We start from the raw sequence: 15,152 nt of genomic DNA on the forward strand, positions 1-15,152 counted from the left end.
GATCTGAGCCTCTATTGATTATAGGTTCCCATTTTTCTTTGATCCTGATATATTTGGATGTGCTACATGCACCTCTCGAAATAATAAACCTCCAATTTTATTTTTAGCATGTCTAAAATTTCATTTCCACTAGCAATCCTGATTGGTTCTTTGGTAGCAATCGGATGTACCAGTCCCGATACCAGAAAGGCCGACTTAGAAGAGCTCACCGCTTACTATCCTCAATACGCCCTTGATACAGCCAAACACGGCGCTGATAGCACCGAGCTGCTCATGACCAATTTTGCAGGGCCAGATATCGTTCCCTCGCCCGCTGCGCTGGCAGTTTCTCCTGACGGAAAAGTATTCGTAGGTGTGGATATGATGGGTTCTTTGGGAAAAGAGCCCGGTAAAGGAGCCATCGTCAGATTAGTGGATAGCAACAACGACGGTGAACTTGATTCTCATACGGAATTTGTCAAAGTCGATAATCCACGAGGAATTATCGCAGTGAGAGATCAGGTTTTTGTCCTCCACACGCAATTTTCTGAAGAAACAGGAGTAGCCGAAGGAATGAACTTAGTCGTTTTCGAAGACAAAGACGATGATGGTGTAGCAGATGGTGCACCCAAAATGCTGATCGAAGGAATCTCCTCCCCGGCTTCCATCCGTTCTCGTGGTACAGATCACTCCACCAACGGCATCCGAATGGGCATCGATGGTTGGATTTATATCGCGGTGGGAGATTTTGGTTTCCACAATGCTACGGATAGAGATGGCACCCAACTGACCATGCTGGGAGGCGGGATAGTCCGAGTTCGCCCTGACGGCACTGAGATGGAAGAATACATCCACGGAACCAGAAATATCTACGATGTGGCGATAGATCCCTTTATGAATATTTACACTCGCGGCAACACCAATGATGGCAGCGGTTGGAACATCCGTTTTATTCACTACACGCAGTCTGGCGAGTACGGCTACCCTAACTTTTTCAAGAATTTCACCGAAGAAACTATCCCAGCCCTTGCCGACTTAGGCGGAGGATCGGGAACTGGAAGCTACTTCATGGACGATGATCGCTGGCCGGCCAAGTACAACCACGTGCCGATGATGGCCGATTGGGGTAGAAGTCAACTGTACATTCACCGCGTGACCATGGATGGCCCTGGATTTACTCAGCAGGACGAAGAGTTCATCAAGCTTCCGCAGATTTCAGATTTGGACGTAGATGGCTCAGGACGTATGTACCTGGCGGCTTGGGATGGTGCGGGATATTTTGGTTCTGAGGAAAAAGGCTACGTAGTCCGAGTGGTACCTGCAGACTGGACTTACGAAGCATTCCCTGATCTGAAGACAGCAACAATTGAGGAATTAACAGCTTTGCTAAAAGCAAATAATTCCACTTCCCGTTTTCATGCACAGCAGGAGTTACTCGCTCGATTTCCTGGCGAAGCGGCTGCAGCTGCACTTTCCGTAGCGACTGATAAGTCATTATCCCTACAAGTTAGAGTAGCGGGAATATACACCTACGCTCAAGCGACCTGCGAAAGTGGAACTAGCGAATTGGTGAAATTAGCTGAGGAGGAAAAAGTAAGAGAATTTGCCTTGCGAGCTTTAGCAGATCGTAAAACCTGTCTTCAGGGAGTTCCCCTTGCTCCATTCATCGACGGTGTCTCTGATCCTAATGACCGCGTAAAATCCGCAGCAATTGTGGCTTTGGGTAGAATTGGCAATCCAGAAGCTGCGGAGGAGCTTTTGAAAGTCAACGTACCAACTACATTCAAACAACCAGAGGCAGGAACAGAAGGCCCACATGCTACCCCAAATTCTGCGATTATCCTTCCTCACGTAGCGGTGAAGTCACTAGTCAAACTCAATGCTATCGATGCAGCTGTTAAAGCAATAGGCACCGAAAACTCCACCATCGCACTTTGGACCTTGCGCTACATGCATGATCCTAAAGCAGTCGATGGATTGATCAAAGCCTATGGTGACACAGATGACATGGAGTTGAAGGCAGAGATCCTGGGCACACTTTCCAGATTGTACAAGAAAGAAGCACCTTATGACGGTTCATGGTGGTGGGGAACTCGCCCAGACACCCATGGCCCGTATTACAAAGGTATCACTTGGGAGTCCTCTGATCAGATCAAAGACTTCCTGATTGCTGAGCGAAATGCACAGGATGATCCAACGAAAAGACAGTATTTCACCGCTCTCAACGAGCGAAACAGAATGGATATAGCAGAGTTTGGTGAAGAGCAATCCAACTTGGTGATTCAAGAAACTGAGGTTGACCTGGAAAAAATCAAGAATAAGAAAGGCCAAGTTGGTGCTACTTCTATCGAAGATGTGATGATCGCAGTACAAGATCTCAAAGGAGATCCGATCAAAGGAAAAGCTCTTTTCACCAGCCAAGGTTGCATAGCTTGTCATAGCATAGAGAAAGGCCAACCGCTGAAAGGCCCATTCATGGGGCAGATCGGCTCGATCATGAACCGCTCTCAGATCACCGAATCTATCCTGAAGCCAAACGCTTCCATCTCACAAGGGTTCGCCTCTGTGCTCATCAATACCAATGACGACAAGAGCTACATGGGTTTTGTGACTGCAGAAACTGCAAACGAAGTAGTATTGACCGACATCACTGGAAAAGCCAGCAAGCTAGACAAGAGCAAGATTTCCTCGCGCAAGGTCATGGAGACCTCCATGATGCCAGCAGGATTGGTCAATTCCCTTTCTTATGAAGAACTGGCTTCTCTGGTTACTTATTTGCAGCAGCAGAAATAGGTATTCACTTCGTGGTCTGTGATGATACAGACCACGGTTTTTGAGGTTCGTGGTCTGTGATGACAGAAACAATGGTGCATGAGAATGCTACTAGCCTAGCCTATTAGATTAAAATTAAGTTCGACCACTTCGCGGTCGCTTGGAAGAATGTAAAAGTTCACCATGGGTTGCACCCATGGCTATTGAGAGGTTTGACCCCATACGAGGTCATACGTTCAATATTGATTCAAAGAGATGACCACAAAGTGCTTGTCCCGATTTTTTTTAGGGAGATCAAACCTTCCAATACCTGTGCGCCGTGGCGTAACCGAGGGTGAAACCCCTGATATGGGGGTTGTCCTGCTTCTCCAGAAGCTGGACTGAGCTAAAAAATGATCAATGATCAGTGGGTTGAACTTTTTTGAAATGAATTACATATCCCTAAAAATATAAAAGCGTAGATATAAGCAACGCTTAGCGGGGTCACTAAAATCGCTGAATTAGTCGAAGCAAGTCATTCTATAGAAGCCTTTGAATAGTTCTATGCGCCTTTGCGCCGTGGCGGGAGAATAAATTCTCAAGGATCAATTTTCAAACTCAATTGTCAAGTAAAAACACGCCCTATCCGTTGCGCCGCCGCGCCGCCGCGAGCAATTACCCGCCGTACACGCAGCTCGTTGATTATGTTTTCATGAATTCTGATAACTGGGACGGTACCTAGCCCTCAATTCTCTATTTTTGGAAAGCTAGTTGACATTCGTAAACTCCTCCCTCATGAAAACCATTCTATTCACTCTCCTTGTTTTTTTGGTAGTCAGTACTGCTTCCGTTGCGCAGAAATCCTTTCATAAGAACAAAGTCATCGCTCACCGGGGGGCATGGAAAGCGCAAGATTTGCCTCAAAATTCGCTGGCTTCGCTCAAAGAAGCAGTGAGATTAGGCTGTGAAGGTTCGGAGTTTGATGTCTGGATGACTTCAGATGGAGTTTTGGTAGTGAATCACGATGCAGATTTCGAAGGTATAGAGATCGAGACATCGACATATACCGATCTTTTGACCAAAAAGCATGCAAATGGGGAGAAGCTGGCAACGGTGGAAGAATACCTGAAAGCTGGCAAAAAGCAGAAGGGAACCAAGCTGATTTTTGAGATCAAACCCTCTAAAATCTCTGTGGCTCGAAGTGAAGAGGTTGCTGAAAAGTCGGTGCAAACCGTCAAGAAAATGAAAGCTGAGAAATGGGTGGACTACATCACCTTCAGCTACGAAGGCGGACTAAAGGCTATCGCCACAGATCCTGAAGCAAATGTGGCTTACCTCACAGGAGACAAAACACCCGCTGAATTGAAGGAGGCTGGATTCTTCGGCTTCGACTACAATATCAATTTGCTCAAGAAAAACCCGCAGTGGATCAAAGAAGCGCAGAAATTAGGCCTGACAGTAAATGCCTGGACAGTGAATAGTGCGGAAGATTTGATTTGGTTGCTAGATCAAAATCCAGATTTCATCACCACGGATGAGCCGGAGTTATTATTTAAACTGATCCAAGAAAGGAGGTAATCAAAGCGCTTTTACTGCTGACTATTTTCAAATAAACCTTCGATTTCACATACCAAAAGCATAAGGTCTTGTTTTTGTTCCTTCTACAGGAATATACCCAATGTTTTATGGACAAGTTTTATCGAAATGTATTTGTACTCCTGAGTGCAGTGAGCAGTTTGTTGTCTTCCTATGCACTTGCCCAATCATCCCCGTACACTTTTCAAATCAACGATCAGCTTGACGAAAGAATTTATGCGATAGACCGCCTTACTTTCTATGAAGACCAAAGCAACGAGCTGGAGCTTAGCGATATACTTTCCAATCCAATTAACGGCAAACTCAAGATCAATCCTGACTTCAACAAAAATAACTTTTCAACCGAAAGTACCTATTGGGTCAAAGTAGCAATTCAGAAAACTCCGCAAAGTAAGAAGCAGTGGCTGATGGAATTTTATGACCAGACGATTGATCAAATAATAGCCTATATACCCTCAGAAAGCGGATATAAGGAATTAAAACTCGGTGATAAAGCACCTTTTGGAGACAGAATCTTTGCACATAAAAACTTTCACATCCCTGTAGAAAATGAAACTCCAGGAATAGCCACCTATTATTTCAAAATCAAATCTTCGCAAAAGGCTGATATCCGAATTGCCTTCAGATCATACAATCGCTTCATCTATTATGCACTAAATGAGTACTTCCTTTACGGCATTTTCTATGGAATGATTCTGATTATTTCACTTTACAATGGATTGATTTATCTGGCTATTAAAGAGGTGAAATACCTGTATTATGTATTCTACTTACTAAGCGTAGGTATTTTTGCAGCTTGTGTAGATGGGATCGCATTCCAGTATTTTTGGCCCAATCATCCCGAATGGAACCAGCCTATATCGGGCCTCTCTAGCTTTTTGATTATCGTATTTGCGCTGCTTTTCTCCACTCACTTCCTCAATTTGAAGAAGAGATTCCCCAGCATGCATCGCTGCTTTCAGGTAATCCTCCTAGTTAAAACAATTCTATTTGCAGGTGGAATTGCTTTTTTTCCAGCGCTGTTGGAAATTCAGATTTACGATATCATTCCCTTCTTTCTCATACTTTTTTCCAGCGTTTATGTCTTGGTAAAAGGCTATAGCGTAGCACGATTATTTGTAATTGCTTACGCAATTCTTTTTTTGGGAGTAGCACTGAAAGCAATGGTCCACACAGCCATTATTCCACACAGCACAGTAATTTACTACAGTTTGCACATTGCCTTTCTGATGGAGATGTTGCTGCTAACTTTGGCACTTGGTGATCGGGTGAAAATCCTGAAAGACAATCGTGATCGGGCATTGCTTCGCTCTCTTCGTCAAGCAGAGACAAATGCCCAGCTGAAAGAAAAGGTCAATAGAGAATTGGAGCAAAGAGTCAATGAAAGGACTCAGGAACTGGCTAAAAAGAACCAACTCCTCCTAGAATACAATCAGCAGATCTTACAAAAGGACGAAGAGATTAAGCGTATTAACTCCATTTTGGATAAAGACATTTGGAAACTTAAGTCTCAGATCAAGGAGAACCTACAGGCGAGAATCACCAATAAACGGATGAGCTATGAAGATTTCAAAAAGATATTCCCAGATTCTACCGCTTGCCTTCGCTACTTGGAGCAAGTCAAATGGGACAATGGATTCTCATGCAAAGCTTGTGAGCATACTAAATTCTCGAAGAGCTCAAAGGTTTTTCACCGTCGATGTTCACGCTGCGGTCATATAGAATCAGCTACTGCCGGGACGATTTTCCACGGTATCCGTCTCCCGATAGAAAAAGCATTTTACCTGTCCTACACCGTCATTTCCGAGCACAGCAAACTCACGCTGGAAGAGCTTTCCCAGTTGCTGGATCTCAGAGTAAACGCGATAAGTAGCTTCAGGGTAAAGGTCAAATTGCAACTTGAAATGAAGGGGATTCATCAGCCTGAATGGGAGGACATCGTACTGGAGAGATCGCATGAACTCAACTGATTTCAAGCAATAATCATTGCTAGTCAAATCCTGATAATAAAGCGTGAACGATTTTCTAATAACCCCCTAAATTAATTAAATAGACGTTTTTCCAATGAAAACAAAGCAGGAATAGACATCAATAAATCGTTAGTTTCCTAACATTTTTTCAATCGATTTCGAAGTTATTTTTTTTAAAATCTTCCTGTGCTGGTAGTTTCATTTACCACTGGAGCAAGTAAGTGTCTCTAGTTATTAACTAAACTAAACCAAACCCAATACGCCAAATGGAAAAATTGCTACCTGAGCGGGGGAATACTTGGCAACTGAACAAGTATTTAATTTTAGCCCTTCTCCTATTCTCATTCTTTACTGTCCATAATTCGTTTGGACAAAATGTTCCCGTCAGCGGCACTGTTGTCGATGACACTGGATTTCCTCTTCCAGGAGTGAATGTGGTCATCAAAGGAACCACCAACGGAACTGTCACTGACCTTGATGGGAAGTATTCCTTAGAGGTCCCAGAAGCCGCAGATTTGGTATTCACCTTCGTGGGATTTCAAACGGTAGAGGAGCCAATAAATGGACGAACTACCATTAACGTGACACTTGTAGAAGATCTAGCTGATCTTGATGAGTTTGTAGTCGTCGGATATGGTATTCAGCGCAAAAGCGATTTGACAGGTGCTATATCCAGTGTCAAATCTGAAGATATCAGTCGACTGCCTGTTTCCGATGTGACCCAATCTCTCCAAGGACGCGTCAGTGGTGTTCAGATTACCCAAAATTCCGGTGCTCCAGGAGCGGGTTCTACAGTTAGGATTCGTGGTGTCGGTACATTGAACAATTCAAATCCTCTGTATGTAGTCGATGGGATGTTGCTTGATGATATCAATTTCCTGAACCCAAATGATGTGGAATCCATGGAGGTATTGAAAGATGCCTCTGCCACGGCTATTTACGGATCGAGAGGTGCAAATGGGGTAATCATCGTCACTACCAAACAAGGTTCGTTTGACACAGATACGCGAGTCACGGTGGATGCTTACACAGGTGTGCAGCAAGTAGCTAATAAAATCAGCCTAGTAAACGCCCGGGAATTTGCGCAGCTGGCAAATGAGCTGGAGCAAAATGTAGGGAATCAGCCAATTTATAATGTAAATGATTACCAGGAAGGAACAGATTGGCAAGATTACATCTTCAGAAATGCTCCAATCAATAACATTAGCATTGGCGCAAATGGAGGCTCAGCGAAAACAAACTTCAACCTAAGTGCGAATTACTTCAATCAACAAGGTGTGGTCAAAGAATCAGAATTCGAACGTTTGACAATCCGATTGAACAACCAGTACAAAATGAGCGAAGTAGTGACTTTTGGTCACAACCTTTCTTTTATCTATAACAATCAGCAAAATGAGCCTGGGGTAATTGGAAATGCATATCGTGCATATCCGATTTTCGAGCCTACTCAGCCTGATGGAAGCTACACCAACACAGCTCCAGTAGGAAATCCCGCTGCACAGTTTGAGTACAACTCAAATAACCGAACCAACAATTACCGTGGAGTGGGTAACTTCTTCATGGATGTGAAATTCCTTAAGAACTTCACCTTCCGAAGTAATGTAGGTCTGGACCTGGTATTTCAGGACTCTAAGAGCTTTACTCCTGTTTACTTTGTCTCCCCTACCCAGCAGAATCCAGAGAATTCTGTAAATGTTTCCAATATGAGAAATACAAATATTCTCTGGGAGAATACGCTGAACTACAGTAAAGAGTGGGAAGACCATCGGCTTAACTTGCTAGGCGGTATTACCACCCAAGATTTCTATACAGAATCCCTAGGTGGAGGAAGAAGAAATCTTCCAGGTGAAGATCCCTCACTTTGGTATTTGAATGCCGGTGAACTGACTTCCCAGACGAATTCAAATACAGGAGAGTCCTGGGCTATGCTTTCCTACCTTTTCAGAGCAAATTATACGTTCAAAAACAAGTTTCTCTTTACAGGTACATTTAGAAGAGATGGATCTAGCCGATTTGGGGAAGAGAGAAGATATGGAAATTTCCCATCCATTGCACTTGGATATAACATCATCGAAGAAGGATTTCTTCAAAACCAAAATTTTCTTTCCAATCTGAAAATTCGCGGTAGCTGGGGAAAAATCGGTAATGACAAGATCTATGTATATGAAGGCCGTCCTGTAGTAAATGGAAATCAAAACGCCGTATTCGGTGAAAATGAAGAGTTGGTTTACGGTGCGACAATAACCAGACTTTCTAATCCATTTATTCAATGGGAAGAAACAGTTACCTCAAATATTGGTTTCGAGTTTGGCTTTTTTAATGAGAAACTGACAGGTGAGTTGGACTATTATACCAGGACCACCAACGACATCCTGGTAGCAGTTCCGATTCCATCTTATGTGGGTGCATCCAACAATCCTGTTGTCAATGCAGCAAACGTGAAGAATTCAGGGGTTGACCTTACGTTAAATTGGAGAGATCAAAAAGGTGACTTTTCCTACAATTTTGGAATCGTTGCTTCCACTGTAAATAACGAAGTATTGGATTTGGGAGATGGAAATGAGGCTATTTTCGGAGGAGCTGTAGGAATCTCAGGCTACCTCGGATCCAGAACGATCGTAGGTGAATCAATCGGACATTACTATGGCTACAAGACTGCAGGTGTGTTCCAAAACGAAGCTGACCTTTCTTCCATTCCAAAGCGAGGACCAGAAGTAGCTGGTGACTTAATCTATGAAGATACCAATGGAGACGGTGTTGTGAACAACAATGACCGTGTAATTCTTGGAAGTCCTATTCCTGATCTGGTTTATGGTTTCAATTTCGGCTTTGACTACAAAGGCTTTGACCTACGTGCAGATTTCAACGGTACACTCGGAAACGAAATCTACAATGCGAAGAAGCAAACCCGCTTCAACACCTACAATTTTGAAACAAGCTACTTAGACAGATGGACCGGTGAAGGCACAAGTAATTCTGAACCTAGAGTTACGAATGGCGGACACAACTACGAAGTCTCTGATAGATTTGTAGAAGACGGTTCTTTCTTGAGATTGAGAAACATCCAAGTTGGCTACAACTTCTCTGAGGTTGTTTTAAGTAAGGTAAAGCTCCAAAACTTCCGAGTTTACCTATCCGGAACAAATGTCTTGACATGGACAAAATACTCAGGATACACGCCTGAAATCGGCGGTGGAAATGTACTAGGAACTGGATATGACAGCGGTCTATACCCAGTAGCAAGAACGTTTAACGTAGGCGTCTCAGCCAGCTTCTAAACCCAAAAAAAAATGAAAAATAAGATAAACCATAAAATAGCAGTCCTAGGCCTCGGCATTCTGATGAGTGTTGGGATAGTATCCTGCGAAGATTACTTGGAGAAAGCACCATTAGGTCAACTCACTTCTGAGAATTTCTTCAAAGATGCAACTCAGGCAACTCAAGCGGTAAATGCGATTTACGCGCATCTAAGAAGTTTCAATGTGCATGTATTTTCCTATATAGGTGTCACAGACATTGCTTCAGATGATGCAGACAAAGGTTCCGTGCCCGGCGATGCAGGATTCCTGCAAGACATCAATGACTTCACCTTTGACGCAAATAATTCTGCCGTAAACGGAATATGGTCAGGTTATTTTCAAGGAATTTTCCGCGCTAATCAGGTGATCGCCAATGTCCCTGAAATCGATATGGATGAGGAACTAAAAACCAGATTGATCGGCGAGGCAAGATTTCTAAGAGCCTATTTCTACTTCTTTTTAGTGAGAACTTATGGAGATTTGCCTTTGATCGAAACCCCGTTGAATCCTGATGAGTATCAACAAGCGCGTGTATCGAAAGAAACGATTTATGCATTCATAGAGGAAGATTTAGAATTTGCTGCAGCAAATCTGCCAGAGAAGTCTGAATATCCGGCTTCTGAACTAGGTAGAGCTACAGCTGGAGCTGCAAAGTCATTTTTGGCTAAAGTACACCTTTTTCAAAATGAATTTCAGGAAGCCTATGATAGGGCTCAGGAAGTGATCGCCAGTGGTGAATATGAGCTTTATCCCGATTACGAAGGCATTTTCCGTAGAGAAGGTGAGCATTCTTCAGAAAGTATTTTCGAAGTGTCCACCGTTGCGCTCGAAGCTGGTGGTGGCGGATCTCAGTTTAACGAGGTGCAGGGAATCCGTGGCAATCCAAATAATGGCTGGGGATTCAACGGCCCATCGGATGATCTGATGGCTGCTTATGAAGAGAATGATCCAAGACTGGCAGCGACCATAATTAACGAAGGTGATACTTTGCCTTCAGGCGAGATTGTGATGCCAGATCCAAATATGGGTGCTAATGCCCGTTTTAGTAGAAAAGCTTGGTTGCCGGAAAGACCACCGTCTGGCTTTGGTAATAGTGGTGCAAATATCCGCTTATTCAGATATGCTGATTTGCTTTTGATCGCAGCAGAGGCGGCTAACGAAATCGGGAATTCTAGCCAAGCGTTGCAATATGTCAACCTGGTGAGAGAAAGAGCCCGTCAAGGCAATGAGAATATTTTACCAGACTTGACTATGACTGAGCAGTCCGAACTAAGAGAAGCCATCTATCATGAGAGAAGAGTGGAATTAGCCATGGAGCAACACAGATATTTTGATTTGGTGAGACAAGGAAGAGCACAGGAAGTGTTCGCAGCACTAGGAATCACCTGGACTCCTGGCAAGCATGAAGTTTATCCAATACCTCAGTCAGAAATAGACATTAGCGGAGGTTCAATCATCCAGAATCCGGGGTACTAAACCCCTAGACTCCCGCTTACTTGCTGTGGCGGGAGTCTTCTTTAATATTTCTCCTAATTTTTAAGCTATGAAATCGAACATCAATCAGTCCTTTCACCAAGGAATGATCATCCGCGATGTGAGATTCCACATGACCAATAAAATCAAGTAACACATGAAAACCTCTTTACCCCTCCCCATTCTCACCTTAGCTGTATTTTCTTTTGCTTGCCAACAAGCAGATGAAACAACTAATACCATCAAGGCGACACCATATGATATTCATGTGGAACTCTCTTGGGATAAAGATCCAAAAGCAGACTCCTATGGAGTATGGGTAAGTATGGATGATGATCACTATACCAGACGTGCAGTACTGGAAGACACGATTTACTTGGATTTCGTGAATGATCTGGGGATGGAACTGGATCTGAACTACGAGGTCAGAGCTTATTCCGGTGAGGATTCTACTATCGTTGGAAGAGCGGCCACCAAAACTCATAAAATGACGGATGAAGAACTGCTGGATATGGTTGAGTTCTATACCTTCCGCTATTTCTGGGATGGAGCTGAACCTAATTCTGGTCTAGCTCCAGAGCGAATTCACATCGATGGAGAATATCCGCAAAACGATGCCCACGTCGTAACAACGGGAGGTTCTGGAATGGGCTTCTTCGGTCTGATCGCAGGGATGGAAAGAGGCTGGATCAGCAAAGAACAAGGTGTAGCACGATTTGAAAAAATCGTGCGTTTTCTAGAAAAAGCAGACAAATTCAAGGGAGTTTGGCCGCACTGGATAAATGGACAAACAGGAAAAGTGCAGCCTTTTGGCCAAAAAGATAATGGAGGCGATCTGGTAGAGTCTGCCTTCCTGATGCAAAGCCTTATCGCCGTTCGGGAATATTTCAAAGATGGAGATGAAAGACAAAAAGTGGTTGCAGACCGAATAGATCAACTCTGGAAAGAAATGGACTGGACTTGGTACACTCGAGACGGGCAGGATGTGTTGTATTGGCACTGGTCACCGGAGTATGCTTGGGACATGAACTTCCCTCTGGAAGGATACAACGAATGTCTTATCACCTATGTACTCGCAGCTTCCTCTCCTACACACACGATTGATCCAGCGGCCTACCACAAGGGATGGGCAAGAAGCGGAGGAATCAAATCTGATAAGGAAGCTTTTGGCTATGAATTGATTTTAAAGCATAATGGAGCCGAAGAAAAGGGCGGACCCCTTTTCTGGTCACATTATTCTTACTTGGGACTGAATCCTATGGGTCTGAAAGATCAATACGCTGATTATGAGAAATTAAATACCAATCACACACTGATCAACCGAGCTCACGCAGTAGAAAATCCAAATGGTTTTGCCGGATATGGAGAGGATCTCTGGGGACTGACTGCTTCCTACTCCATCAATGGCTACAATGCTCATTTTCCTAGAAATGACACAGGAGTAATTTCGCCAACTGCTGCGATTTCATCTATTCCTTACACTCCGGAAGAGTCCTTGAAAGTGATCAAAAATCTCTATTATAACTATGGAAAAAAAGTGTTTGGTCATTATGGTTTCTATGATGCAATGAGTCCCGAGCATGATTATTATCCTGAGCGATACCTTGCGATCGATCAGGGCCCGATGGTCGCTATGATAGAAAACTATAGAACTGGACTAGGCTGGAAATTATTTATGGGAGCACCTGAAGTTCAGAAAGGGTTGAAAAAGCTGGGCTTTGAAGGTCCAAACATTTCTAACTAGAAAAGTTGATATACTTTTACGACCAGTTAATCCCCCTTTCCATAGTTGGCTAGGGGGATTACTTTTTACAGGCTCAATTCACTTTGATCGAAGATCACAATCCTGTAATTTCCGATCAAAATCCCCTATCATGACATCCTCCAATCTTCTGAAAGTCGCTCTGGCCCAAATTTCACCCGTTTGGCTAGACAAAGCAGCCACACTCGAGAAAGTGAAAACGTCCATCACAGACGCAGCAGCTCAAGGTTGTGAGTTGGTTGTTTTCGGGGAAGGGCTCGTTCCGGGTTATCCTTTTTGGCTGTCAATGACCAATGGATCCGCTTGGGATGATAAAGTGCAAAAGGAAATTCACGCACATTACTTAAGGAATGCCGTTCAGTTCGAGAGTGGAGATTTATTGGAAATTCAGGAATTAGCAAAAAAGCTCAAAATCGCTATTTACTTAGGGATTATTGAAAGACCAATTGACCGAGGTGGCCACAGCATCTATTGCTCGCTGGTATATATCGATGCTGACGGTGAGATTAAATCCGTTCACCGCAAACTGCAACCTACCTACGAAGAGCGACTGACTTGGTCTCCCGGCGATGGAAACGGCCTGCAAGTTCATTCGCTAAAGGAGTTTACCGTCGGAGGGCTGAATTGCTGGGAAAACTGGATGCCATTGGCAAGAACAGCCTTGTATGGTCTGGGTGAAAATCTGCATATCGCAGTTTGGCCGGGAGCTGTCAGAAACACAGAAAATATCACCCGCATGATCGCTCAGGAAAGCAGGTCATTTGTGATTTCTGTTTCCAGTTTGATGCGAAAAAGTGATTTCCCAGCTGGCACACCACATTTGGATCTAATTCTTGAAAATGCGCCTGAGGTCTTGGCAGATGGAGGATCCTGCATTGCAGGGCCAGATGGCAAGTGGATTTTGGAACCAGTGGCAAATAAGGAAGGTCTTTTGATTGAGACCTTGGATTTCAATCGCGTATTGGAAGAGCGGCAGAACTTTGATCCTGTAGGGCATTATTCACGGCCAGATGTGTTGCAATTGAATGTCAATCGAGAGCGGCAGACGAGTGTGAAGTATGAATGAGTTGTTTTTTTTAACTGCAAAGAGGCACAAAGTTTACGCAAAGGAGTAGATGAGATACAATCTATCATTTTAAGCATAGTTGAGTTTTCACTTGCACCCTGATTTCGATATGGTTATACCTTCTGCCTCGATTCGTGTCTCCACTACCTTTACTAACTCAACTCGAAATAGAAAACTGCGCCCTCCGCGAAACCTCCGTGTACGCTGTGGTAAAAAACCACATACCGAGATATTTCTATAGATGTGACGGGAATAGAATCTATTTTTGACGTATGAACACTATGACTGTGGACAGAACCATTTCCATACGAGGACTTTTTCGGATCAGCAGACCTATCAATCTGCTGATGGTGGGATTTGCGCAGCTAATGACCGCATACTTTTTAATCGGTACCAGCAACTCAGGACTCCCGGTTGTTCAGGACTATAAACTGTATTTGATCCTAATTTCCACCCTTCTGATCACTGCGGCAGGATACATGATCAATGACTATTACGATGTCAAAATCGACTATGTCAACCGCCCCGGAAATGTAGTGGTAGGCAAAGGAATCAAACGCAGAGTCGTGATTTTACTACACACCATTCTGAATTTTACTGCGATTGGCCTGGGCTATCTAGTCAGTCCAAAAATTGCCTTGATCAATTTCTTCGCTGCTTTCCTGCTTTGGTTCTACAGCAATCAACTGAAAAGAGAACCTTTTGTAGGGAATTTCACCGTTGCTTTTCTTACGGGGTTTTCGATTTATATCCTTGCCATTCATTATCAGAAAGCAGAATTGCTGGTGTTGACCTATGCTATTTTTGCCTTCTTCCTCAACCTGATTCGAGAAATAATCAAGGATATAGAAGACCGGCCCGGCGACAGAAAGCATGGCTGCCGCACGCTGCCAATTGTTCTAGGCTTTCGCAAAACCAAATCCCTTATTTTTCTGATCGCAATGGTATTTGTCTGTGCTATTCTGATAGTCACCTACAAGCTAGACCGCCCCTTGATTTTTTATTATTTCAGTGGCATGGGTATTTTCTTCTTATACTTTATGTATAGAATCTATCTAGCTGACCGCAAAGATCATTTCACCCAACTGAGTACCATCGCCAAGATTTTGATGATGATCGGGACGCTGAGTATGAGTATGCTCTGAGAAATCCCATAAATGCGCTAACCGTTTTTCGATTAACAAGCGAACATCGTGGCAGCTCATTCATTTTCCTATGGGATAAGACATTTTTTTAGCAATTCCATACCATTTCCT

Annotated in this window: 8 protein-coding genes; all 8 read left to right on the top strand. The window is 43.6% G+C overall.

What is annotated here, in order from left to right:
• The first annotated feature begins 108 nt into the window (after positions 1 to 108).
• The 8 genes from ABJH64_RS12715 (at position 109) to ABJH64_RS12750 (ending at position 15,041) form a co-directional block, all read left to right on the top strand.
• Positions 109 to 2,772: a HEAT repeat domain-containing protein gene (locus ABJH64_RS12715; protein ID WP_348277323.1), complete on the top strand. Its 2,664-nt coding sequence runs from the start codon at positions 109 to 111 to the stop codon at positions 2,770 to 2,772.
• A 753-nt stretch (positions 2,773 to 3,525) separates the two neighbouring features.
• The gene (locus ABJH64_RS12720) at positions 3,526 to 4,308 is read left to right on the top strand and encodes a glycerophosphodiester phosphodiesterase family protein (RefSeq protein WP_348277322.1); all 783 of its coding nucleotides are present in this window, start codon (positions 3,526 to 3,528) and stop codon (positions 4,306 to 4,308) included.
• Positions 4,309 to 4,415: 107 nt separating this feature from the next.
• Positions 4,416 to 6,296, top strand: a complete 1,881-nt coding sequence (locus tag ABJH64_RS12725) for a 7TM diverse intracellular signaling domain-containing protein (protein ID WP_348277321.1) — start codon at positions 4,416 to 4,418, stop codon at positions 6,294 to 6,296.
• Positions 6,297 to 6,562: 266 nt separating this feature from the next.
• Positions 6,563 to 9,574, top strand: a complete 3,012-nt coding sequence (locus tag ABJH64_RS12730) for a TonB-dependent receptor (RefSeq protein ID WP_348277320.1) — start codon at positions 6,563 to 6,565, stop codon at positions 9,572 to 9,574.
• A 12-nt stretch (positions 9,575 to 9,586) separates the two neighbouring features.
• Positions 9,587 to 11,071 carry a RagB/SusD family nutrient uptake outer membrane protein gene (locus ABJH64_RS12735; RefSeq protein WP_348277319.1) on the top strand — a complete coding sequence of 495 codons (1,485 nt, stop codon included), beginning with the start codon at positions 9,587 to 9,589 and terminating at the stop codon, positions 11,069 to 11,071.
• Between the two features lie 154 nt (positions 11,072 to 11,225).
• On the top strand, positions 11,226 to 12,812 hold the full coding sequence (locus ABJH64_RS12740; protein ID WP_348277318.1) for a glucoamylase family protein: 1,587 nt from the start codon (positions 11,226 to 11,228) through the stop codon (positions 12,810 to 12,812).
• A 130-nt stretch (positions 12,813 to 12,942) separates the two neighbouring features.
• Positions 12,943 to 13,896, top strand: a complete 954-nt coding sequence (locus tag ABJH64_RS12745) for a carbon-nitrogen hydrolase family protein (RefSeq protein WP_348277317.1) — start codon at positions 12,943 to 12,945, stop codon at positions 13,894 to 13,896.
• A 272-nt stretch (positions 13,897 to 14,168) separates the two neighbouring features.
• Entirely contained in the window at positions 14,169 to 15,041 is an 873-nt protein-coding gene (locus ABJH64_RS12750; RefSeq protein WP_348277316.1) for a geranylgeranylglycerol-phosphate geranylgeranyltransferase, read from the top strand.
• The last annotated feature ends 111 nt before the right edge of the window (positions 15,042 to 15,152 follow it).

This window comes from Algoriphagus sp. (assembly GCF_039969895.1).
Lineage (GTDB): Bacteria > Bacteroidota > Bacteroidia > Cytophagales > Cyclobacteriaceae > Algoriphagus.

Bases quoted from the DNA above. Each gene is read 5' to 3' on its own strand.
- ABJH64_RS12715 (WP_348277323.1), top strand. From the start codon at position 109: ATGTCTAAAATTTCATTTCCACTAGCAATCCTGATTGGTTCTTTGGTA.
- ABJH64_RS12720 (WP_348277322.1), top strand. From the start codon at position 3,526: ATGAAAACCATTCTATTCACTCTCCTTGTTTTTTTGGTAGTCAGTACT.
- ABJH64_RS12725 (WP_348277321.1), top strand. From the start codon at position 4,416: ATGGACAAGTTTTATCGAAATGTATTTGTACTCCTGAGTGCAGTGAGC.
- ABJH64_RS12730 (WP_348277320.1), top strand. From the start codon at position 6,563: ATGGAAAAATTGCTACCTGAGCGGGGGAATACTTGGCAACTGAACAAG.
- ABJH64_RS12735 (WP_348277319.1), top strand. From the start codon at position 9,587: ATGAAAAATAAGATAAACCATAAAATAGCAGTCCTAGGCCTCGGCATT.
- ABJH64_RS12740 (WP_348277318.1), top strand. From the start codon at position 11,226: ATGAAAACCTCTTTACCCCTCCCCATTCTCACCTTAGCTGTATTTTCT.
- ABJH64_RS12745 (WP_348277317.1), top strand. From the start codon at position 12,943: ATGACATCCTCCAATCTTCTGAAAGTCGCTCTGGCCCAAATTTCACCC.
- ABJH64_RS12750 (WP_348277316.1), top strand. From the start codon at position 14,169: ATGAACACTATGACTGTGGACAGAACCATTTCCATACGAGGACTTTTT.